The 21,328-nt window shown below is 68.5% G+C and carries 22 protein-coding genes; 2 read left to right on the top strand and 20 right to left on the bottom strand.

The genetic code is table 11. From position 1 onward, the window contains the following. Nucleotides 1-9 precede the first annotated feature (9 nt). The 14 genes from OG579_RS17165 to OG579_RS17100 form a co-directional block, all read right to left on the bottom strand. The gene (locus OG579_RS17165) at nucleotides 10-195 is read right to left on the bottom strand and encodes a hypothetical protein (protein ID WP_328856926.1); all 186 of its coding nucleotides are present in this window, start codon (nucleotides 193-195) and stop codon (nucleotides 10-12) included. Further along, the gene (locus OG579_RS17160; RefSeq protein ID WP_328856925.1) at nucleotides 192-509 is read right to left on the bottom strand and encodes a hypothetical protein; all 318 of its coding nucleotides are present in this window, start codon (nucleotides 507-509) and stop codon (nucleotides 192-194) included. The genes OG579_RS17165 and OG579_RS17160 overlap by 4 nt, the downstream gene beginning before the upstream one ends. Beyond that, a complete protein-coding gene (locus tag OG579_RS17155; RefSeq protein WP_328856924.1) occupies nucleotides 506-1,732 on the bottom strand; it encodes a hypothetical protein in 1,227 nt (408 codons plus the stop codon). The genes OG579_RS17160 and OG579_RS17155 overlap by 4 nt, the downstream gene beginning before the upstream one ends. Further along, the gene (locus OG579_RS17150) at nucleotides 1,729-2,319 is read right to left on the bottom strand and encodes a hypothetical protein (RefSeq protein ID WP_328856923.1); all 591 of its coding nucleotides are present in this window, start codon (nucleotides 2,317-2,319) and stop codon (nucleotides 1,729-1,731) included. The genes OG579_RS17155 and OG579_RS17150 overlap by 4 nt, the downstream gene beginning before the upstream one ends. A gap of 88 nt (nucleotides 2,320-2,407) precedes the next feature. Next, nucleotides 2,408-4,117, bottom strand: coding sequence for a Gp37-like protein (locus tag OG579_RS17145; protein WP_328856922.1), 1,710 nt, complete (start codon nucleotides 4,115-4,117; stop codon nucleotides 2,408-2,410). Further along, the gene (locus OG579_RS17140; RefSeq protein ID WP_328856921.1) at nucleotides 4,114-5,172 is read right to left on the bottom strand and encodes a hypothetical protein; all 1,059 of its coding nucleotides are present in this window, start codon (nucleotides 5,170-5,172) and stop codon (nucleotides 4,114-4,116) included. Before OG579_RS17140 ends, OG579_RS17145 begins: the two co-directional genes overlap by 4 nt. A gap of 3 nt (nucleotides 5,173-5,175) precedes the next feature. Next, nucleotides 5,176-9,468 carry a phage tail protein gene (locus OG579_RS17135; RefSeq protein ID WP_328856920.1) on the bottom strand — a complete coding sequence of 1,431 codons (4,293 nt, stop codon included), beginning with the start codon at nucleotides 9,466-9,468 and terminating at the stop codon, nucleotides 5,176-5,178. Between the two features lie 72 nt (nucleotides 9,469-9,540). Continuing rightward, on the bottom strand, nucleotides 9,541-10,095 hold the full coding sequence (locus OG579_RS17130) for a hypothetical protein (protein WP_328856919.1): 555 nt from the start codon (nucleotides 10,093-10,095) through the stop codon (nucleotides 9,541-9,543). Between the two features lie 72 nt (nucleotides 10,096-10,167). Then, nucleotides 10,168-10,818 (bottom strand): hypothetical protein, encoded by a 651-nt coding sequence (locus OG579_RS17125; RefSeq protein WP_328856918.1) that lies wholly within the window; start codon nucleotides 10,816-10,818, stop codon nucleotides 10,168-10,170. An 11-nt stretch (nucleotides 10,819-10,829) separates the two neighbouring features. Further along, the gene (locus OG579_RS17120; RefSeq protein WP_328856917.1) at nucleotides 10,830-11,285 is read right to left on the bottom strand and encodes a hypothetical protein; all 456 of its coding nucleotides are present in this window, start codon (nucleotides 11,283-11,285) and stop codon (nucleotides 10,830-10,832) included. Nucleotides 11,286-11,303: 18 nt separating this feature from the next. Further along, complete coding sequence (locus OG579_RS17115) at nucleotides 11,304-11,648, bottom strand: hypothetical protein (protein ID WP_328856916.1); 345 nt, start codon at nucleotides 11,646-11,648, stop codon at nucleotides 11,304-11,306. A gap of 31 nt (nucleotides 11,649-11,679) precedes the next feature. Beyond that, complete coding sequence (locus OG579_RS17110; RefSeq protein WP_328856915.1) at nucleotides 11,680-12,234, bottom strand: hypothetical protein; 555 nt, start codon at nucleotides 12,232-12,234, stop codon at nucleotides 11,680-11,682. Then, a complete protein-coding gene (locus OG579_RS17105) occupies nucleotides 12,231-12,971 on the bottom strand; it encodes a hypothetical protein (RefSeq protein ID WP_328856914.1) in 741 nt (246 codons plus the stop codon). The genes OG579_RS17110 and OG579_RS17105 overlap by 4 nt, the downstream gene beginning before the upstream one ends. A 267-nt stretch (nucleotides 12,972-13,238) precedes the next feature. Beyond that, nucleotides 13,239-13,370, bottom strand: coding sequence for a hypothetical protein (locus OG579_RS17100; RefSeq protein ID WP_328856913.1), 132 nt, complete (start codon nucleotides 13,368-13,370; stop codon nucleotides 13,239-13,241). A 303-nt stretch (nucleotides 13,371-13,673) separates the two neighbouring features. Here OG579_RS17100 and OG579_RS17095 point away from each other — a divergent pair, with 303 nt between their 5' ends. Both OG579_RS17095 and OG579_RS17090 read left to right on the top strand, forming a co-directional pair. Then, nucleotides 13,674-14,213, top strand: coding sequence for an SGNH/GDSL hydrolase family protein (locus OG579_RS17095; protein WP_328856912.1), 540 nt, complete (start codon nucleotides 13,674-13,676; stop codon nucleotides 14,211-14,213). A 4-nt stretch (nucleotides 14,214-14,217) separates the two neighbouring features. Continuing rightward, nucleotides 14,218-14,868, top strand: coding sequence for a CatB-related O-acetyltransferase (locus OG579_RS17090; protein WP_328856911.1), 651 nt, complete (start codon nucleotides 14,218-14,220; stop codon nucleotides 14,866-14,868). Here the strand turns inward: OG579_RS17090 and OG579_RS17085 are convergent. The 6 genes from OG579_RS17085 to OG579_RS17060 all read right to left on the bottom strand — a co-directional run bounded on the left by OG579_RS17085 (nucleotide 14,861) and on the right by OG579_RS17060 (nucleotide 21,201). Then, nucleotides 14,861-16,648 carry a hypothetical protein gene (locus OG579_RS17085; protein ID WP_328856910.1) on the bottom strand — a complete coding sequence of 596 codons (1,788 nt, stop codon included), beginning with the start codon at nucleotides 16,646-16,648 and terminating at the stop codon, nucleotides 14,861-14,863. The genes OG579_RS17090 and OG579_RS17085 overlap by 8 nt on opposite strands. After that, entirely contained in the window at nucleotides 16,648-17,217 is a 570-nt protein-coding gene (locus tag OG579_RS17080) for a hypothetical protein (RefSeq protein WP_328856909.1), read from the bottom strand. The genes OG579_RS17085 and OG579_RS17080 overlap by 1 nt, the downstream gene beginning before the upstream one ends. Nucleotides 17,218-17,278: 61 nt before the next feature. Then, complete coding sequence (locus OG579_RS17075) at nucleotides 17,279-17,962, bottom strand: hypothetical protein (protein WP_328856908.1); 684 nt, start codon at nucleotides 17,960-17,962, stop codon at nucleotides 17,279-17,281. A 61-nt stretch (nucleotides 17,963-18,023) separates the two neighbouring features. Continuing rightward, nucleotides 18,024-18,452, bottom strand: a complete 429-nt coding sequence (locus OG579_RS17070; protein ID WP_328856907.1) for a hypothetical protein — start codon at nucleotides 18,450-18,452, stop codon at nucleotides 18,024-18,026. A gap of 13 nt (nucleotides 18,453-18,465) precedes the next feature. Beyond that, nucleotides 18,466-19,296, bottom strand: coding sequence for a hypothetical protein (locus OG579_RS17065; RefSeq protein ID WP_328856906.1), 831 nt, complete (start codon nucleotides 19,294-19,296; stop codon nucleotides 18,466-18,468). An 87-nt stretch (nucleotides 19,297-19,383) separates the two neighbouring features. Continuing rightward, nucleotides 19,384-21,201, bottom strand: a complete 1,818-nt coding sequence (locus OG579_RS17060) for a major capsid protein (protein WP_328856905.1) — start codon at nucleotides 21,199-21,201, stop codon at nucleotides 19,384-19,386. Nucleotides 21,202-21,328: the final 127 nt, after the last annotated feature.

The raw sequence follows: 21,328 nt of genomic DNA, 5'->3' as shown, positions 1-21,328 counted from the left end.
AACGGGTGATCAGCCGACGTCGGGTGGGACTGCTGTCGCTCCGCTGTCGCGGAGATGCGTCGGGTCGGCGTTCGCTGCGTCCGCTGCGGCGTCGGCCGCGGCCTGGTTGAGGTAGGGCCACTGCGCGCCGGTCTCGCCGTCGACCAGCAACACGTACCGGCCGGCGGGGGTCGTGGTGAAGCGCTGTCCGCTCATGCGGTGAACCCGCCGTCGTTGCTGGCCTCACGCTCGGCGCGTTCCCGGAGCACGACCTCGGGGTCGAGGACCTCGCCGGTGGGCTCGATGACGGTCGGCGCGCCCTCGGTGGCCTCGAGCTCGAGGGGGTCGTCGTCGGCGAGCCGCAACGCCACGATCGTCCCGCCGGGCAGCCCGGGGTCCAGCTGCACCTCGGTCCATCCGGGGTAGCGCACGAATCCGGTGATGGTGCCGGTGAGCGTCACGGCCATGGTGCCGTTGATGTGACGGTCGGTTAGTTCGGTGGACTGCATCGGTTGTCCTTTCGTGGTCATGTCGTCGTCGTTGTTGCGACGCTGGCGTTGATGTAGAGCACCCCGGACGTCCCGTTGCCGCCGGGCTTGGGTGCGAAGTCGTATCCGTTGCCGCCCGCGCCGCCGCCGGATCCGTAGTTGCCGCCGTTTCCGCCGGCACCACCGGGTGATCCGAGGTTGGTGCCGGGGGCCCCGCCGCCACCGCCGCCGCCACCGCCGCCACACCCGGTGTCAGTGACGTTCGCTGCCGCTCCATCGCCGCCTCGTCCGCCGGGACCGCCACCGCCGCCGCCTGGCGCGAGCACCGAACGTGATCCGGCGCCGCCTGGTTGCTGAGTCATGCCGCCGTTGCCACCCGCGCCTGGTCGGGATGCAGACGGCAGGTACCCCTCGCGGGCGCGGACGCCACTGGTGCCGCTTGAACCCTCGACGAAGGGGGTCGATGTCGGCCCAAAGGTGGTTTTGCCGCCGACCCCGCCTGCGGCGTAGGTTGCGCCGAATCCGCCGCCGCCTGCGGCGCCGCACTTGTAGGGCACCACTGCCCCGACGCCGCCGAGTTGCGCGGCCGTGAAGGTGCGCGAGATGTAGCCGCCGTCAATTCCCCCGGCTGCACCGCCGGAGTTCGTGGCCGCTTGACCGTTTCCCGCCATGCCGCCGTCGCCGCCGTTGATCGCTGACACGACGCCGTCGATGAATCCCTGCGGGACGACGAAGTTGCCGGTACCGGTGAGGGTGAACATGGTCTCTGAGCCGTAGACGGCTGACTTGATCGCCGAGATTGTTTCCTCGACCTCGGCGACCTTTCCGGTTCCGCCGCTGCCGAACCATCCGTTGAAGATGCCTGTTGCGAGTGAGGTGAACGATGACGCCGCACCGGACGCTGTGTTCGCAACAGCTGACTGGTGGAAAAAGAAGTCGAGCAGACCGGACGCGACGGGGCCGATGATCGGGATGCCCTGGCCGGCCTGCAGTAGCTGCTCGACCCACGACTGCAGCGTGGCGAGTCCGCCGTTGACGACGCCGGTGATCGCCATGACGATGCCGTTGATGCCGGCCCCGACTGCCGCGACGACCGACCCGAACCCGCCGAGCAGCTTGGTGAACAGGTTGTTTCGGACCCACTCGAGCTGGGCCTGGACGTCACCGTTGGGGAGCTGGTTGCCCTCGTAGAGCCGATCGACCGTCGATGGTGTGACGAACCGCGGGTCGTTCGTCTGGAAGTGGTCGGGACTCGGTTGGGTCACGGCCCGTCGACCTCGGTGTCATCTGTTCGGTCGACATCGCGTGCGACGTCGGTCGGGTCGACATCGGCCGGCGCTGTCGCGGCGTCGACACCGATCTGCGTCGCGACGTCGGACTCGGCTTTGGGTGCTGCGTTGGCGGCGAGCTCCTCCATGCGGCGCTCGCGGTAGGCCAACCATTCGGGGGTGTCGGTCTCGACGGGTGCGTCGGCCGACAGGCGGATCGATTCGTCGACGCGCTTCTGCGCGATGAGGTCCTCGAGGTGGTTGAGCTGGGCGAGGCTGAGGTCGTCGACGTTGATGTCGACGGGCTCGACGACGTCCTCGTCAGCGGCCGGGTCGACATCGTCGGCAGCGACCTCCGACGCAGGCACCCACTCGCGCGCGTTTTCGCCGCGCTGCACCAGCCGCAGTCGCATCGATTCCTCGGTGGGCAGCGGCACGCCGAGGTTGTCGAACACGTGGATCGCGAGGATCTGCTGCATCTCGGGCGGCATCTGGAACGGCCCGACCTGCGCCATTGTCTCGGGATTCCACCCGGGCACGGAGTCGAACACGAACGCGCCCGGGTGTTCTCGAGTGCGGGCCATGACGACGCCCTGCTCGTTTCGGATGACTCCCCGGTTGCGTGCTGTGGCACGTCGTCTAGTCGACACAGTTGTGACTGTACCGCCGCTCCTACACCGCCACGCCTTGCGCTTGGATGATGGCCTTGATCTGCCCGACCTGGGTGTCGAACACGCTCGACGGGTCGTTCTCGATGCGGCTGTCACCGAGGATCGTCCGGTAGCGGAGATCCTGTGTGCGGCTCCACGACCCGCCGACTTGGTAGATCCGTTCGACGTGGAGCTTGCCGGTGCGGCCGACCTCGACGCTGCCGCGGTCGCCGACCTCGTAGTGCGCGCCGGGCCAGTAGGGCTGGCCGGCGAGGGTCTCGACCTCGAAGGAGGTGTACGCGCGGTTCTTGTAGAACCCCTGCCGGATGGCCTGAATCGCCGAGAAGCTGCTGCCCGTTCCACCGGCCGACTCGAATTTCTCGCCTAGCGGTGGCCCGTTTCGACCCACCTTGTCAACCAGAATCGGGTTACCTATCCGGTTGAACGCGAGGACGACGTCCTCGACTTGGCTGTCGAAGATGCCCAGGGCGAGACCGGGATTCCCGATCAGCGCACCGAGGTACCCCAGGACGCCGTTGAGTAGCAGCTTGATCCCCGAGTTCACCCAGTCCGGTGATCGACCACCGGTGACGATCGCCACGGCCGTCGCTTTGTGCCGCACCATCTTCCACTTCTGGACACCGGAGATTCCGCCCGACGACTGGGCGTTGCGCCAGTTGACCCACGTCGCCTCCTTGTGGGTGCCGAGCAGACCGCCGATCGAATATTCCGGTGGGTCGACCGGTGAGACTGCCTGCGCCACCTCGTTGATCAGGTCGTCGGCGACCTCGGTGACGAGCGTCAGCAGGCCATCGAGGACGGTGCCCGTCGGACCGACCCACCCGCTCTTGTCGATGACGTCGAACACCAGCGTGGGCTTGGTGAGCGTGTACCACTCGGGCGCCGGCTGCGGCATGCCCGGGAACCACCGGTACACCTTGAGGTGCACACCGGCCTGGTGCAGCGACGGCGCGAGGACGTCGTGGAGGTTGCCCATGCGCGATGCGATGACCGTCCACATGCTGGTGTCGGAGAAGAACGGTTTGGGCACAACGACGATCGGCCAGTTCGCCGGGTTGAAGTTCGCGAGCCAGGTCGTCGGGTTCCAGAAGTTGTCGCCGAATGTCCATGGCAGACCGAACCGTCGGAGCAGGTTGAGGAACGCGGTCAGAGCGGCGTTGAACACCGTCGGGCCGATGAGCGCGAAAATTTTGGGGTATTGGAACTCGGCCGGGCTGATTGGGTTGCAGTACACCGTGATGCCCTTGACGTGCTCATATTCGGCGACGAACTCGAGCTCGATGTACTCGAACCCGTTGTCGGAGCCCTCGTCTGAGATGGTCGTGGCCTTGCCGGTCCACTGCAGGTAGCCCGACTGGATGCGGACGTGGAGGTCCTCCCACTCGCCGAGCTCCTCGACGATCCACGACCGCTCGGGGTGGCTGCCCAGTAGCTGCAGTTTCGCCTCGCCCGTCTCGTTGAACTTCTCGACGAAGTCGCACGCGGTCTCACCGATGATCGGGACGTAGGTCTCCCAGTTCTTGTCCCACAGTTCGACGATCGGGCGCATGCGGGCGCGCATCATCTCGTCCGCCCAGTCGGCGAGCATCATCGCGCGGGTCGCGCGGGCACCGTTGGGGTCGCCGAGGTCGGTGATCGGTGCGCACTCGTTGAACCCGTCGACGGGCTCGATGGGCGGCATCGGTGTGGTGAAGCGGGTTGCGGTGATCACGCGTCGACCCCTCCCGGGAACAGGTTCGCGCCGGGGTACAGCGACGCCGACGGGTACTGCGGGCGGATCGGGAGCGGCAGCACCTGGCCACCCATGGGGCGGTCCCACCGCTGCGGCAGGAACGCGGTGATCCCGGAGTCGTCTGTGCCGCCGACGAGGGTGACGGTGACCGTGCGCTCGACGGGTGTCGACGGCTCGAGCCAGAACGCGAAGTCCTCGGCCTTCATCCGGGCCCACTGCTGAGATCGGTTCTGCACGCGCAGCAATGGCCGCGTCGGGTAGGTGTCGACGAGGAACCGTGCGACGGCCGCGTCCATGTCCGGCAGGGTGTGGCGGACTGGTTTCCCGATCAGCGCGGCGGTCGGCGCGTTGTACGTCGAGTAGACGCCGTCAGCGTCGGGCAGCGTCCACCGCTCGAGCGTCGTCATGAGCCGCGACGCCCACTGCGGGTAGCACCGCTCGTCGGCCGGGTTGGCCCACGGGATGTCACAGGTCCACGTGTTGGTGGTTCCGGCGACCTTCGTCATGTCGCGGCCGCGGATGATCTCGTGCTCGAGGGTCTCGGAGTACCAGAATGGGTCCCCGGACAGGAGCTCCACTTTCCAGTCGGCGTGGCAGTCCTGGCCGATGATGTTGTCGCCGAGGTGGTCCGGTGTCTTGGCGAGCTGCACCTTGGTTTCGCGCCAGTCGCCTGCCGAGTCGAACTGCCGCCAGTAGCAGTGCCACCTCGTCGACAGCGTCGACCACAGCAGCGTCTCGACGAGCTCGAGGTCGGCCTGTGTGCGGGCGCGGCTGCGGATCGTCATCTCCGCTTTCCTCGGCAGCACCCGCGGGTAGTCACCGATCTGCCCGCCCTCCTCGTAGGCGCCGGACTCGATCAGCACCTCGCGGGGGACGTGGTAGAGGTTCTTGATTCCCTGCAGTACCTGGATGCCTTGGTCGCCGGCACCCGGGCCGAGGACGTCGATGACGATGGCATCGTTGCCGGCGGCGTCGCGGAGGATCAGCTGCGCGACGCGGGCCTCGTTGCGGATGCAGTTCGCTGGTGACGTCACGGGTCAGCCCCTGTATGTGGTGCGGGTGTTGGGGGTACCGGTGACCTGGACGCCGCCGCGGGTCTTGTCGGTCACCGACACGTTCGCGGCGGGCGGTTGGGCCTTCTCGATGGCCTCGACGACGCGGTCGATGATCGAGCCGTAGATCGATTCGAGGCCGGTCGGCGCGAGGAAGTCGCTGCCGATCTCCTTGATGGCGTCGGTCCCCCACCCGCGTGCCTGCGACCCGAAGTCCTGTTCGCGCAGCCAGGTGTCGGCGCGGGCCTGCCCGAACGGCATCGTCGACGAGGACGTCACGCCGACACCTGCGCCGCCGGTGCCTACCGGTGGCAGCGACGGGATGCCGCCTCCTGACGTGCCGCCGGATCCGCCGCTGCCGCCGGTACCGCCAGCCCCACCAGCGGAGCCAGGTGCAGCGGGTGCACCGCCGCCGCCGGCCGCGCCGGGTGCGGTGAGGTCGGTGCCCATCGATGTCTGCGCGCCCGCGTCCCCGCCGCGGATGTTCGCCGCGGGGAGGTGCATGAACTGCTCAAACATGTCGTCGAACCCGCCGACCGGGCCGCCGACGACGACGCCCTCGGATCCGTTCGATTCGACGTTGGTGCCGTCGGAGAGGGTGATGGCGGTGTGACCGAACGCGCCGCCACCGTGGTCGTACCAACCGACGGTCACGTCACCGGGTCCGCCCTTGCCCTGAACGAACCCCTTGTTCGCCAGCCACGAACCTTCGGAGACGGTCGACATGCGGGAGTCGAATCGGTCGAGTCCGACGATGTCGTTGACCTCGTAGGACACCAGCCCGGAGCAGTCGATCGCCGACATAGAGAATCCGCCCATGAGGTACGACGCGGGGTCGATCGCCTCGGCGGCGGCCTTGCCGGGGACCTTTCCGCCGGCGGCGAACCCGGGCAGTGACCCGGTCGCGAGCAGCATCCGCAGCTGGTCAGGTGACGGCGTCCACCCGGCTCGGATCGCGTCGAGCAGCGGCAGCGTCTGCGGGGTGACCCGGTTCGCCGGTTCGATGTACTCGTCGGGGGCGATGCCGGCGAGGATGCTGTCCTGGCCCCGCACGGCACCGGCCATCATCGGCACTCGGCCGCCCTGAGCGAACAGCGGAATGTTCGGGGTGTCGATGGAGAACTGCACCCGCTTGTTGATGATCGGGATCGTGAAATCGACGCCGAGCGAGAAGTTGTTCCACAGCCCGATGAGCGCGTTGAGGGCGGTCTTGAACCCGGAGACGAGTCCGTCCCACATGCCGCCGAGCGCACCGGTGATCCGGCCTGGGAGCTGGGAGACGAACGTGACGACGTTGTTCGCGAAGTTGGTGACCGCGCCGAGGGCGTCGGCGCCCCACCCGATGATGGTTCCGAGGAGGCCAGCGAATCCCGCTGCGAGCTGGGCGACGACGACGATGACCGGCGCGATCGCGGTCATGATGTTCACGAACGCTGTGGCCATGGTGAACATGACCGGGAGCAGAGCGATGACGACCTGCAGCAGAGGCGGGAGTAGCGCCTCGACGATCTGGATGAGCGGCGGCACGAGCGGCAGCAGCGCCATCACCATCTGAGACCACAGGCCGGCCATCTGCTGGATGAGCGGCATGACTGCGGCGAGGATCTGGGTGAGCGCGTCGCCGAGGACCGGCAGCAGCGGCGACACCGCCTCGAGGACCTGCGCGAACGTGGTGGCGATGGTGCTGATCACCGGCACCAGCGCGGTGACGGCGGTCGCGAGGATCGGCCCCAGGATCGAGGCGAGCTGGCCCAGGATCGGGAGCACGGCCCCGAGCACGGTCACGAACGCGTCGCCGAGCACGGGCAGCAGAGGGCCGACCGCGTCGAGCAGCTGCACCACCGCGCCGGCCACCTCGGCAAGCACCGGCGCAATGGCCGAAAGCACGTCGCCGAGGATCGGTCCGAGGGACGCCAGGATCGGCGCCAGGGCATTGGCCAGCTGGGTGATGATCGGGCCGGCGATCTGGACGAACGCGGACACCAGCTGCGCGATGACGGGCACCAGCGGCGCGACCGCGGTCAGGATGGATCCGAACGCGGTCGCCAGTGGACCGATGGCCGGTGCGAGCGCCGCGACGGCCATCCCGATTGCGGATATGACCGGCTCGATTGCCGGCGCCAGGGTGGTGATGAGGTTGGCGATCATCGGGGCCACCTGGCCACCGATGATGCCCGCGACCTGCAGGAACAACGGCATGATGGCCGACACCGCGGCGCCGACGGACTGGAAAAACGAGGTGAGCGCGCCCTGCCCGACGGGACCGTTGACCCAGTCGCTGATGGACTTGAGGCTGTTGGTGATGTTGGCCAGCCCGTTGCCGTTGCCCGCGGCGGACGCCGCGCGGAACACGCCGCCGATGATCGATCCGAGCTCGCCGAGGACTGCGCCGAGCTGCTTCGCAACGACCAGCGCGCGCTGGAATGTCTCGTCGAGCTTCCCCGACTGCTGGGCCTGCACAAGGCTCTCCGACATCCGAGACGCCGCCTCGGCCATGCCCTTCGACATCGGCGCAAACACGTTCGACGCCGACGCACCGATCGCCGCGAACCCGGGCACCAGGTTGCCGAGGGTCCGACCGAAGTTGCCAGCGATGTCGCTGGACTTGGCGAGAAGCTGGTTGACGACGGACATGCCGGTCGCGCTGTTGGTGAACCGCAGCGCCGACAGGGCCCCGTCGTTGAACCCGCCGACCGCGTTCGACAGGGACGTCGTCAGCTGCGGGAGATAGTTGCCGGCGAGCTCGCGCACCTCACCCGACAAGCCCGCAAACAGGCGGTTCTGGACGCGCTGCTGGACCGCGTTCCACGCCGGCTGTAGATCGATGAGGGTCTGCACGAACTCGCGTGCGTTGGGCGCCAGCTTCGCCATGGCGTCGCCGAGCTTGTCGATGCCACCGCCACCCCCACCGCCGCTGCCCTTCTGGGCGTCTGCGACGGCGAGGCGGGCGTCCTTGACGGCGTCGGTCGCGTCGGCGAGCTTCTCCTTGGCCGCGACGACCTCGTCGGAGTTCTCGATGCCCTTGCGGTCGGCGTCGGCGGTCTCTTTCGCCAGATCGTTGTTGCGTTCCCGGACCTCGAGGAGCCGCTGCTCGGCTTCGTCGACGCGCAGGATCGCGCGCTCACGCTCGTTCTGGTCAGCGAAGCCCCCCTTGGCGAGATCGGACTGCGCTTCCTTGAGGGAGAGCACCGCGTCGCGCTCGGACAGCGTTGCGCCGCGCATCTCGAGGTGAAGATCCTCGAGCTTCTCCTGGGCGTCCTTGCGGGCGATCGCGACGTCGCGCTGCGCTTTCTGCTCGTCGCGGACCGCGCGGGTGAGAGCCTTCTGCGCCTGCTCGACCTGGCGAGCGGTGTCGACCGCGGCCGCACCACCGCCGCCGCTCGACGTCGCGCCGATCGCGCCGAGGGCGTCACTGACCCCTGAGAGGCCGGTCTTGAGGGCGCCGGCGCCGACGAGCGCCGCGGTCAATCCGGCCGCGGCGATACCGCCGCCGGCGACGCCGACGGACACCAGCGCCGACGCCAACGCGGCCGCGGCCGGCACGGCAGCGCCGATCGCGATAGTCGCGGTGCCGGCGATCGCCGACAGCTTCGCCACCGACGACACCGCCGACAGCACACCGCTTGACATGCCGCCGAGACCTGAGGCCATCTCGGACACGCCGCGCATCGCGGCGTTGCTGCCGGTGCCGCCGCGGGTGTTGACGTGAATGGTCGATCGGCGGTTGCGGGCGATTCGGTCGAGCTGCTCGTTGGCGCCGGCCGCGCCGATGATGTTGTCGGCGACCCGCATCCGCACGGTGAGTGGGTTGGCGGTCAGGTACGACTGCATCTGCCGGTGCACGGCGCGGAGGTTGGCCAGAGCGTCGCGGGCGTCGATCGTGAGCCGCACCTCGGCGCGGTCGATTCCGCGGAGCGCCTGGTTGATGCGTTCACGCAGCACCGATGCCTGCCGAGCGGTCCTGTCGAACGCCTGGTCGTAGCTGTCGGCTACCCGTGCGGCTGAGCGTTGTGCGTCGAGGGCGGTCGCCGCGAATGACCGGCCGAGGCGGGTTTCCATGCGGCTGCCGGCGCGTTCGGCGCGGTCGGCTGCGCGGTCCCAGTGCTGGCCGGCGCGCTCGGCGGACTGGCGGGCGGTGCGTTCGAGACGCTTGAAGTGGTTTTCGCAGGCGCGGGTCGCGATCGCGACGGCCCGCTCGAGGTTCGCGCGCAGCTCGGGGCCGATGTTCCCGAAGTTGAGGGTGGCCTCAACTTCGGCCTCTGACCACGGCGACGACACAGCTGCTGGACCCCCGGTTGGGCCCGGCCCACGGCCAGCAGCTGTCGGTATTGCGTGTAGAGCAGGTCTAGGTTATCCCGGCGACTGGGTCTGTCCCTGCACGGTGATGGTGGTGCCGGTCGATCCGCCGGCGCTTGCGGCGAACGCGGCGACCGCCGCGAACTCGGCCTCGGCGTCTGCTGTCGTCATCTCGACGACTTCCCGTTCGATGGCGCGCGCCGGCTGCGCGGTCACCTGGTCCATCCACTTCTCCCACTGCGACCCGTCGCCGCGAGTGAGGATCTGCCACCAGATCGCCGTGACCGCGTTGGTGGCCGCCTCTGGTGGGAGCTCGAGCACGGCGACCCCGCTGGCCTGCAGGGTGCCGTCGATGATCGGCCATGTGTCCATCGACCGCTGCCAGATCGCGGCGAACGTCCACCTGTTGGTGCCGGTGATTGCCAGCGTCAGGGTGTCGGCGATGCGGTCCGCCTTCGCTGCCGAGAGTCGCCCGCGGCCTGGCCGCAGGATCCGCGTGAGGAGCTTCGCGTGGTCGTCGGGATGGGTGACGGCGACCATCGTGAGTGTCGCAGCGAGGACGGGGTCGTCGTGCAACACCGCGCGCAGCAGGTCCGGTGTCGACGGCACGCGGATGCGGTACGTTCCGCCGCCCCATGCCCATGCGTTGCGAGGCGACCACAGTGGCCCCGGCATGGGCGGTCAGCGGTTGTCGCGGGCAGCTTGCCGGCGCTGGACGCGGTTGCCCTGCTGGACGCTCTCCGGCAGTTTCCGGCCCTGTCCCCACCGCTCGAAGATCGTTGCGCAGATGGTGCCGACGATCTGATCGTCGAACTGCTTCCCGGCGACGCGGGGACCCATCGCTTTCTGTCGCAGGAGCTGCATGCCGGCGTGCTCGAGCGACGTCTGGATCACCTTGAGCATCGCGAGGTACTGCTCCATCAGGGTCGGCGCGGCGTACAGCTCGGCGGCGCTGAGCGCGAGCGCGGAGTCCGAGGGCCGCTGCAGCTTGAACACGAGCCCACCGAGCCGGATCGGGATGGCCTCGTTGAGGGGGTCGTCGGCGTCGATCGAGTCGTCGAGGAGCCCGTCACCGAAATCGAGACCGGCGTCGACCGCGATCGTCTCGCCCTCGAGGTCGGTGTCGGCGGGTTCGGGCATGAAGTCGTCGACGGTGCGCGCGGCCTGCGTCGCGTCGACGGCGAGGCGGTCGACCGCCAGCTGCGCCTGGTCGACGCGGAGCTGCGCACGGACGAACGTGTCGGGGGTGGACATCGCGAGTTCGCGTTGCGCGTCGGAGAGCTCGAGCAGCGCGTCGCGCTTGGCGGTGGCCGGGTCTACGGGTGTGGTCACGGGTGGTCCTCTCAGGGGGTGCGGTCGCGGATGAGGCTGTCGTCGCCGATGACTCGGTGCAGGGCCTTGACCATGAACGGTGACCGCTCCATGCCTTGCACGGAGCGGCGGAAGATGTAGCGGGCGTCGACGCCGCCCCGGGGTGTTTTGCGGCGGACCGCGGCGGGCCGCGGCTCGAATCGCAGTGCCTTCGCTGACACCGGCACGATCGGCGTGCCGTGGGGGCCGTGGATGCCGGTGCCGGTGTGGAAGAACACTGCGTAGTCGACGTCGCAGCCGACGATGGTGGTGACCGACTTGTTGCCGCGGCGGACGGCGTAGTCGACGGCGGCGCGCATGCGACCCTCGTCGACGTGACCGTCCTCGGTGATGATCTCGCGGGCCGCGTTCGTCACCTCGGTGCCGACGCCGTGTGCCCATCGCATCGATGCGCGATCGAGCGCGGCCTCGATCGTCGCGTCGTGCATGCGGACGGGCATGGCCGATCAGGCAGTCGCTGTGAGGTGGGCGTCCCACAGCGCGACGAGGTCGTCGCGGCTGTCGTTCTCGGTGAACGCGACGCTCGCGGCGGTCAGGAACTCGGCCCATTCGTCGCGCTTGGCGTTGCGGTTCGGTGCGTCGGTGAGCTGCTGCTCGGCGTGCGGGGTCGAGCCGGGAACGGTGTCACCACCCGGGTATACCGCTTCGTCGAGCTCACGCTCGACGACCACCACGACCTGGCGTTCGATCAGGTCGTCGATGAACTCGGTGCGTTCCACCGTGCACACATCGCCGACCTGGTAGCCCTGCGTGGTCATCTGCCATTCGATTGTCACCTCGGTGTTCGCCATGAAACGACGATACAACGGTTTACTGTGTCCCCTACTGCTTGCGGGGGTCGCCGTCGAGCATCGGCACGATGGCGTCGGGTGGCGCGTCCTCCATGCCGGCGGCGATCTGCACTGAGAGCTCGCCGCCGTGCAGACCGCCCTGCGGGCCGACTGCTCGCCAGTCGCCGACGATCACCGTGAGCCCGGTCAGTGTCGAGAACTCGCGCACCGCGGTCCGCATCGCGTGGAGGTCGTCGAGGACGTCGCGTGTCGCGGAGTCGAGGACAGCGGGTGGCGGCATGTCGTTGCGGTCGGTGCTGCGGTAGCAGCGGATCATCGACATCGCGCACAGCACGAGCCGTTCGCGCGCCAGTTTCGTTCGGCCGAGCTGGTTGCCGCCGGGCGCCTGCCCGACGCGCGGGATGGTGACGGTCGCGATGTCGCAGCCGTAGTGAGGGACCTGGGCGCCGGGGTGGACGACGGCGATGTCGGGTGGTCCGCCGCGGGTGGTGGCGAGCTCGTCGACGAACAGCGCCAGCAGCTGCCCGGCGATCGCGTACTCGCTGCACTCGACGTTGCCGGGGTTGACCATCTGCGGGTCGGTCACCGTCGGACACCTCGCCGGCGTTCGGGGATGACGATGGACGGTTGCGCGCGCAGGCCGCTGGGGTTGATCTGCCGGATCCACTGGTCGACGTACGGGAGGCCGGTGAGCCCGGCCTCGAGAAACGCGACCGGGTCGATGTCGACGGTGATGCCTTGGCGGGCGATGTTCTTCGCCATCGGCGGCAGCCGGCACGCGCCGTCGCCCTTGGCGCCGCGGAGGACCTCGAGGGCCAGGATGCCGGCGGCGAGTTGCGCTGCAGGATCGGCGGGGATGCCGTGCTTGTAGGTGACGAGCAGTGCGCCGCCGGCGTCGTCGGCGAGGGTGAGGTCCTGTTCGGGCCAGGTGTCCCCGTCGATGCGGACGAGGCGGGCGCCGTCATCGATTCGGTACGCGTTGGCGTCGAGGACGTCGCCGCCGACGGTCACGGACTCGATCGAATGGACGGGGCCGTCGAGGGTGATGCTCGTCGAGGTCGGTACGCGCCGGCCGTCGACGATGGCCGAGATAGAGGGGACCAGCCCGGTGACGTAGCCCGCCTGGTGTCCGGTGCCGCGGTACGTCGAGGGCCGGTCGAGGTCGGGCAGTGGGCGGACGGTGCGGATGGTCAACCCGATGACGCTGCCGCTGAGCGAGTGCAGCACAGTCACCGCGGTGGCCTTTGCCGCTGCCCGATCGGCGTCGGACGCGGCGGACCACGTGGCCTGCGAGTCCTGCGGGATCAGCGGTTCCCATTCCATGCCGACATCGTAGGCACAGTTCAACGGTGCCACCGTTCACTCACGGCGCGGGGTGGAGCTGCTCGCCGACGGGTCGGTGCGCGGTCGTATCGTTGGGTCACTCGTCGCGGGCCGAGGAATTGCCGTGGCACCGCTGTACGAGATCCCGCCTACCCACTGCCCCGCGTGCGGGGAGCGGTGGGTCGCGAACCGGTATCTCGTCGGCTGGGCGAACCAGCGCGAGACGCCGTGTCGGATGTACACGTGCCGTCACTGCGACCACCGGGTCTACCGCGAGCGGTTCTGATTACCCGCCCAGAGGAACGCCGCGCTCACGGCGGCGATGGTCAGCAGCAATGCGGTGATCGGGTCCATCCACCTCAGACGCGTCCCGGCGGGCGGCGGTTCCACCCGGGGCATAGCTCTCGTTATGGGCGGGGGCCGCGATCTCTGTAGAGCGATCGGGTGACGAGCACGTTTCGCGCCCATAGGGAAAGATCGACCGTCATGCGAGCCTCCCGTTGGAGACCCACCCGGACGACGATCGGGATCGTCGTAGTCGTCGCGATGGCGGTAGTCCTCGTCGTCGGGGTGTACATCTCCGAGCGGCCCGACTCCCGCGCCTCGGAGCCGGCGCCGACTGTGGCGCTGGACGACCCCTCGGACTCGAGCAACATCCCATTCGTCATACCCCGACCCCGAGGCCAGACGCTGAAAGTTCTCATGATCGGCGACACGATCCTGCGCGGCAGCTACGCCTCATCACCAGACCGGACGTACCGGGCCAGGATCACCACGGAGTTGCAGAAGCGTGGGGCTGTCGGCGTCACTGCACCGTTCCAGGGCAACGGATCTACAGCACAGGCGCTCGCCGAGGCGAAGTTCGACGGCGGTTTCCAGGTCGCCATCGTCGAACTGGGCACCAATGACTTCGAGGGCAACGTACCCGCGTCGACGTTCAAGACCAGCTACGGCCAACTGCTCGACAAGATCAGGTCGACGTCACCGAGCGCGGCACTGATCTGCGTCGGCATCTGGCGCCCGGTGCGGTTCGGCGCCGACTACCGATCCGCGATCGCCGATTCATGCGCGACGCGCGGCGGGAAGTATCGGGCGATTGGGAACATCTACGACGGCGTCGAGACTCGCGGACCAGCTGGCCGCCCTGCCGCCGGCGGAATCAGCGACGACGAGAAGCCTAACGACTTCGGACACTCAGAAATTGCCGACCGCATCTTGGAGATCATCGACGATGGGCGTTAACGCTATGGTGCCGCAGTTCATTCGGGACGCCGTCCGGCGGCGTCGGGTACGACGGGCCTTCCCCCACACCCGGTACGTCCGCAGCATCGACGTCTCCACAGATGCCCAGCTCGGCCGCGAGGTCGGCATCGGCAAGGACGTCGTCATCAACCCGGGGGTGGTGATCGGTGACTACAGCTATGTCAACCGCGGAGCGATCGTCTTCTCTGGCACCATCGGGAAGTTCTGCTCTATCGCCCACTACGCGCAGATCGGTGCCGAGCAGCACCCGGTCGGCTACCTGTCGACGTCGCCGTACACCTACGGACCGGACAGCGTCATTGACGCCAGCACCGGGCTCGACGAACTGGCCGCGCCGCCGGTCATCGGCAACGACGTGTGGGTCGGGAGCGCCGCGTCGATCATGCAGGGCGTGACCATCGGCGACGGGGCGATCGTGGCGGCCGGCGCGGTGGTTGCCCACGATGTGGAGCCGTACTCCATCGTCGGTGGCGTCCCCGCGAAGCACATCCGATACCGATTCGGTCAGCCGCAGATCGACCGGCTGCTGGCCTCCCAATGGTGGGATCACCTCGACGACGAGCAGCTGCGCACCGCAGTCCTCGCGGGCGACGGTTGGCATCAGCACCCTCTCCCCGGAGAATCCTTCAGCTGACGAGCGCCGACGCCTTCGCGAGCCAGAACAGGTTGCCGCCGGCGTCCTTCACCGCGGTGACCACGACCGAATTCCCCGGCGCGACGGTGACAGAGGTGCGGCCGGACACCTTGTTCATGACCTGAGTGCCGTCCGTCGCCACCGTGAGGTTGGCCGTGCCGACGTTGCAGATGTCGAAGTACATACCGATGTGGCTCGCCGCCGGCGAGGTGTCGGTGACGATGGTCGGCAGTGTGTAGGTGGCGACCGCCGTCCCAGCGAACACAACGCGGCCGGTGTTTGCGCCGCCCAGGGTGATTGAAGTGTCGCGGAAGAACACCTGGCTGCCCATGCCGGCGCGGGGGTAGATGAAGTTGCCCGACCGGTTGTGCAGGTCCGGGAGCGTCCCTTGGTTGTTGCCACCGCTGCCGATGTTGAGGCCGTTGACCCCGTTGACGGTGTCGACCCAGAAGCCCTTGAGCGGGCGCTGATACGCCGCGCCGCGGGCACCGTAGTAGGTGCTGGTCGTGGAGTTCGCGTCGAAGTCGGTGACCGCCGCGTTCTGGCACCTGATCTCCGAGAACTTCACCGTCCGCCCGACAACATGCGCTGCGACGATCGTCGCCGGGATGTCGGCGAGGCCGAACGTGCAGCCCGTGATGTTCTCGAGCCACAGGCCACACGACGCGGTGCCCTCGGTGTCGAGCTGGAAGAACTGCGAGTTCGACAGCTGAGCGCCTGTGTTGAGCGACGACACCTCGATGTTCGGGAAACCTCGGGTGTTCATGGTCAGCGTGCCCGAGCCGGTGGCCGAGATCGCAGCGGTAGTCTTGCCGTTGCCGATCGTGATCGTGTTGCCCGACACCGACTGGATGACGTAGGCCTGGCCGAGGGTGAAGCCGAAGTTGGTGGTGGTGAAGTTGACGACCATCCCAGGCAGGAAGTTGGTGCCGTCGGGGACCGACACCGAGGTGCTACCCGAGGTGAGGGTGACGGTCGTCGACAGGTTGGCGCGGTTGAAGCCGTTGCACTGGGCGCGGCGGACGAGGACTTCGTTGAGCGCTGCGTTGGTGCCGCCGATCTCGAACACGATGCCTCGGCATTTGCGGTTGTCGCGGCCGTCACGGGGGATCAGGTTGAAGATCTCGCCGATCTCCAGGTTGCCGGGGTACAGGGTGAGTCCGGGCATGAGCGCGCCGTAGTACTGGCCGTTCTGGCAGAGGCACGTGAGGATCTCGCCGATGGCGACGTGCTGGAAGTTGACCAGCTTGACGCCCCACTGGGAGCAGTTCTTGGCGAAGAACTTGTCGATCTTCCCGTAGACCATGCCCATGATGTTCTGGGCGCCGATGTGGATGCCGTACGTGAAGTTGTCGACACCGATGCCGTAGATCCCGCCGTTGGAGATCTGGGTGTTGCCGATGTCGGACTGCACGCTGGCCTGGTCGGTGGGGTTGGCCTCAAACGCGGCGAACGTGCCGTCGCCGACGAGGCGGGTTCCGCCGACGTAGTCCCACTCGCCGTCGCCGAGCCAGGTTCCTGCGGTGACGTTCTGCTGCAGCACCTTCGGCGGGATGCCCTGGTAGGTGATGCCCGGGAGGTACGGCAGCGGCGAGGTGAGGGTGATCTGTTTCGGCGGCAGCATGATCGTGCCGCCGCCGTACGCAGCGAGTGCGATCGCCGCGGCACGGATCGACACCTCGGTGGGGCCAGCCTGAATCCACGGTCCGATCGGGGGGTACCTGCGGGCCGCATCGGCGGCGGCTTCCTCGGTGGCGAGGACGACATCTGAGAACGCCATCAGGCTGACACTCCTGTGATCTGGCCCGCCGAGTTGCGGGTGACTGTCTTGGTCGGTGCGTCGCCGCGTTTGACGGTCGCCAGTGATCCATCCGAGTTGCGTGTGAGGACGGTCGAGAGGCCGTTCTCCACAACGGAAGTGACCACACCACCGGAGTCGCGGTTGATCACGACGTCGGGATTGGCCGGGGCATATGAAGCATCCGCGACCGCTTTCGACATCGCGTCCAGTGGCAGCGGGATCTGTTTCCACGACCCGATCTGCGTCGGGTTGGAACCCACGATTACCCAATGGGTGCCGGTGTCGGTGCGCACACACCAATCGGACTCGTCGCCGCCGAGAGCAAGCATCGCCGACTGCGACGCGACGGAACCGAGGTAGCGGACGATCGCCCGCTCGGGGAGCTGGTCGACGGGCACCTTGCCGGCGACGAGATCGGCCTTGGACGACACCGCCGCGATGATCGCGACAATGACGTCCTCGAGGCGGTTGAGGGCCGCAGCAGTGATCGGGGTGCCGCCCTGCTTCCCGTCTTTCCACAGGCGGGCAACGAAATTGATCGGAGTCATTCATCCGCTCCCGGAAAGACAGAGCTGCCCGGGAACGCCTCGTCCCCGGGCAGCGCGGCGACTAAGGGGTGACGACGAGCGGGACCAGCCCGGCGGTCGGGGCCGGCGGCGCGACGAGGGTCCGCTGTCCGCGGACGTGCTCGTTGGGATCGATCGGCGTGAACAGACCGGCCGCGGCGTCGGAGGCGTTGAGGTCCACCAGGTACGGGCTCGCGCCCCACGAGTTCGGCGCGTAGGACTCGGCCTTCATCGTGAACGACGCGGTCTCCTCCTGGATCACGACCTCGCCGTCGATCTTGCCGTTACCGAGGTACGGCACGGTGTAGTGGAAGTAGGGCTTGGCAGTGCCGCACGCGGTGTTCGTGATGTCCTGCCACGTCTCGAGACCGAAGTAGACGTCGGTGGCGTTGCTGCCCATGCCGAACCCGACGGAGTCACCCTTGGCGTTGAGGATTGTCGGGTTGCCGTCGACCAGCGAGATCGCCTCGGGGTCGATGCGGGTGAACTCCATGACCACCTCGACGCGCTTGAGCTGGTCCTTGGTCTTGTCGGTGACGTCGAGCTTGCCGTTGGCGTTCTTGACGGCGGTGTCGACGCCCTCCTGCCACTGCTGGGTGATCGTGATCTTCACGTACCCATCGGTGGCGAGGGTGCCCTTGGTGTTGGAGACGGGCACGCCGCATCCGTTGAGGCGGGTGAATCGGGCGACCTTGCCGCGGATTACTGCTGACCGGTGGTTCGTCATCGCGAGGACCTCGGTGATAGTGCCCGGCCCACGGCCAGCAGCAGAAAAGTGTCAGATGGTGTCAGGGGGTGGTGTTGGCGCGGTAGACGTCCCACCGGGCGATGAGCTCGTTCCGGTCGTCGTCGGCGTCGTGAGCGACGTTCTGCTCGTCGAGGAATGCGACCCAGACCTCGCGCTTGCCGTTGCGCGGGGGCTCCTCGACTGTGTTGGTGCCGCCGCCGTTGTCTCCGCTGTCGCCGCCGGCGTCACCCTGGTCGGAGTCGCTGTCGTCGTCGGTGGCGGAATCGTCGGTGTCGGTGACGATGTGGGCGGTCAGGCCGGCACTCTCGACGACGTCGCGGGGTGCGGTGATGCGGCCGTCCCGGTCGGTGGAGGTGTCGAACTGGATCTCGGAAACGGCGTCGCCGGCGTGGTCGAGGAGGTCGTTGAGGACCTCGCGGTACTTCTCGCCGTCGGTGGTGTCGATCTCGATGATGACGGTGTCGCTCATGGATTCCTCTCCCCTATCCGGCCAGCGTGACCGGGATGGCTACTGCGATGTCGTCCCACGACACGACGTAGGTGCGGGCCGCGACGGAGCGAGCGACGTTGGTGTGCCGGTCGACTGCCTGCTGCATCGTTCCGCCGTAGACGGTGATGTCGCTGCGCCGCACCTTCACCTGCCCGGTCGCCACCAGCCACGTAGCGCCGGCGGGTGCCGGTGCTGTCGGGCCGTCACCGGAGTAGCCGCCGAACGACCACCTGGTTCCCAGTGTCGTTGTGGCGACACCGCCGGACACGTTGAGCTGCACCGCCTTCGCGGCGTGCGCTGCCACCTGCCGGTTGGCGTGGATGACGGGGGTGCCGCCGTACCGGGGCCAGAACCATTCCTCGATGAGCCCCACCGCCGCCGGAAGCGACACGGGGTCGGAGCCGAGGACGGTGGCGGTCTCGATCAGCGACGCGTCGCCGTCGTCGCCGAGCTGCGACCACATCGCGGCCTCGACGGCGGCGGACTCGCCGGCCGCGAGGATCGCGGTGGCCCGCTCCCTCAGCGTCTGATCGTTGAGCGGCAGACTCGGGTTGCTGAATCCGCCGAACACGATCAGCCCGGGCGCTGACGCCCACTCGATGCCGGCGTCGTCGATGGTCCGCGGCACCGATGGGCCGTTGACGGCTACGACGCGCTCGACACCGACGGTGTCGCCGAGCGGGTTCGGCGGGTACTGCACACCGTTGCGGGCGTGTGGGTCGTCGAGTCCGACGACAACCGACGCCGCCGAGAGCAGCCCGAAGCGCGGCGGATCCAGCGGTACCGCGGCCGGTTCGATCCGGCTGGGTGCTGGTGTTGCCATCGCTGTGTGCCTCTCCGACGTCGCTGTGGTGGTCGCCTACCTGCCCTGCTCCCCGCCCGTGTCAGCAGGCGGGGAGCCTTCCCCGGGTCAGGTGGTGGCGATCTTCCCGTTGTGGTCGAGCAGCCGCGCCGAGCCGGCGGCGCCCATCACGTTGATCGGGACGGTGACCTTCCACGCCTTGTAGGCGCGCTGGTGGACGAGCAGCTTCTCCTCCATGAACAGCGCCAGGCAGTCGTTGGTCTCGAGGTTCGTCGAGTCGTAGACGCCTTCGATGTTCACGATCTGACCGCGGCCGCGGACGAACGTGTTGGCCGGGTGGATCTCGATCAGCAGCGACGTCGGGTAGGTCAGGGTCCCGGACCCGTCGGACGGGAACGGGGCACCGACACCGCCGGTGACACCGGAGTAGTGGTCCTGCCAGTCGTAGAGCCACTGCACGCGGGCACCGCGGACGGTGAACCAGGCGGTGATCTGCTCGTCGGTGACGTTCTCGAGCGGGATCCCGTTGCGCAGTGCGTAGTCGGCGCGCAGCACCACACGCGCCCACAGCGGCAGCCACACGTCGAACATCATGCTGGGGTCCGTGCGGTAGGCGTAGCGGGCGTTCTCGATGAGCCACTCGACCGCGTTGAGCGCGGCGTTCACCGCGGACGGGCCGAGAGCAGCCGCGGACACGCCGAGCGCCTTGGCGACTGCCTTGGCGATCGTCATGCGGTTCACCTCGTGGGCGTGCAGTGCGAGCGCGATCTCCATGTGGGCGCGCTTCTGCTCGGGCAGTGCGTCGTCCTGCAGGATGCCCGACTCGATGCCGGTGTAGACGACGTCGGCGCGGGTCTCGTTCCACGCGCCGGCCTGCGGCACGCGGTAGAACCGCTTGAGGGTGTTGGCCTGGGCCTGCACCTCGGTCTGGGTGAGCGCGATGTCCTGGCCGACGAGGTCGGCGTACACCGGCGACGGTGCGGTGCGGATACCGCCGCGGGTCACGCCGATGCTGGGCATGTCGACGAGGCCGGCGGTCGCCGATGCCAGCGACGGCGACATGTCGTAGAACACCTCCGACGGTGCTCCCCATCCGCCGGACGCGACGAGCGATCCCTGCTCGAGGCGGGACTGGTCGGCGGCGAACTCGACGACGTCGGTGTCGTTGGCGCCGGACGCGACGAGCTCGGCGGGGTACTGCGCGATGACCTGCGCGATGTGGCCGGCCTGCAGCGATCCCTCGGGGAGGGTGCCGTTGGGCGGGAGCGACTCGAACTTGGACACCGCGGCGGCGGTGAGCGCGGCGATGTCGGGGAGCTCCTGGCCTCCGTCGACGCCGCGGACACCGCTGGCGGCCTTGACGATGTTGCCGCGCGGGCGCGGGGTGTCGGTGGGCTGGGGCGCCTGGTCCTGCATGCGGCGCACCGCGGCGGCGGCGACCGACGCGGCGACGGGCTCGGGGAGCGCGGGGGCGGCGGGTGCGTCGGCGGCCGGTGCAGCCGCGGGTGCGGCGGGCGTGGCCGGTGCGGCGTCGGTGGGCGCCGGATCGCCTGCGGGAGCACCGGTGTCGGTGGCGGGGTCCGCGGCCGGGTCGGGCAGCGGCTGCATGCGGCCGGCGAGATCGTCGAGCGCGGTGTCGCGTTCGCTGATCGCGGAGTCCTGGCGGCCGACCTCGACGCTCGCGGCCTCGCTGACGTCGGCGAGCTGCGACATCAGCGCCATGTCCTCGTCGCTGAATCGGCCCGCCTCGCGGGTCTCGGCAAATCGGGCGATGGCGTCGTGCTGCATCGCGATCACGTCGGCGCGGGACATGCCCTGCTCGGCGAGGTGCTGGGCGAGGAACTCGCTGACAGATCCCTCGGCGTTGGCGCCGCGCTCCTTGAGCGCATTGAGGACGAGATCGAGGGGCTTGGTGGACTGTGGCACCGGAGGTCTCCTTACCGCGGGGCGGGGGCTGAAAAATTTCGGCCCGGCCCACGGCCAGCGGCTACCACATAACTCTCGGGACTCAATATAGCGCAGGACGCACTGGTCACTCGCGGATCGGCGCGTA

Origin of the sequence: Williamsia herbipolensis (assembly GCF_036153515.1) — a bacterium.
Classification (GTDB): domain Bacteria; phylum Actinomycetota; class Actinomycetes; order Mycobacteriales; family Mycobacteriaceae; genus Williamsia_A; species Williamsia_A herbipolensis.
The sequence above is the reverse complement of the archived record's forward strand: the minus strand, read 5'-3'. Positions and strand labels throughout refer to the sequence as shown.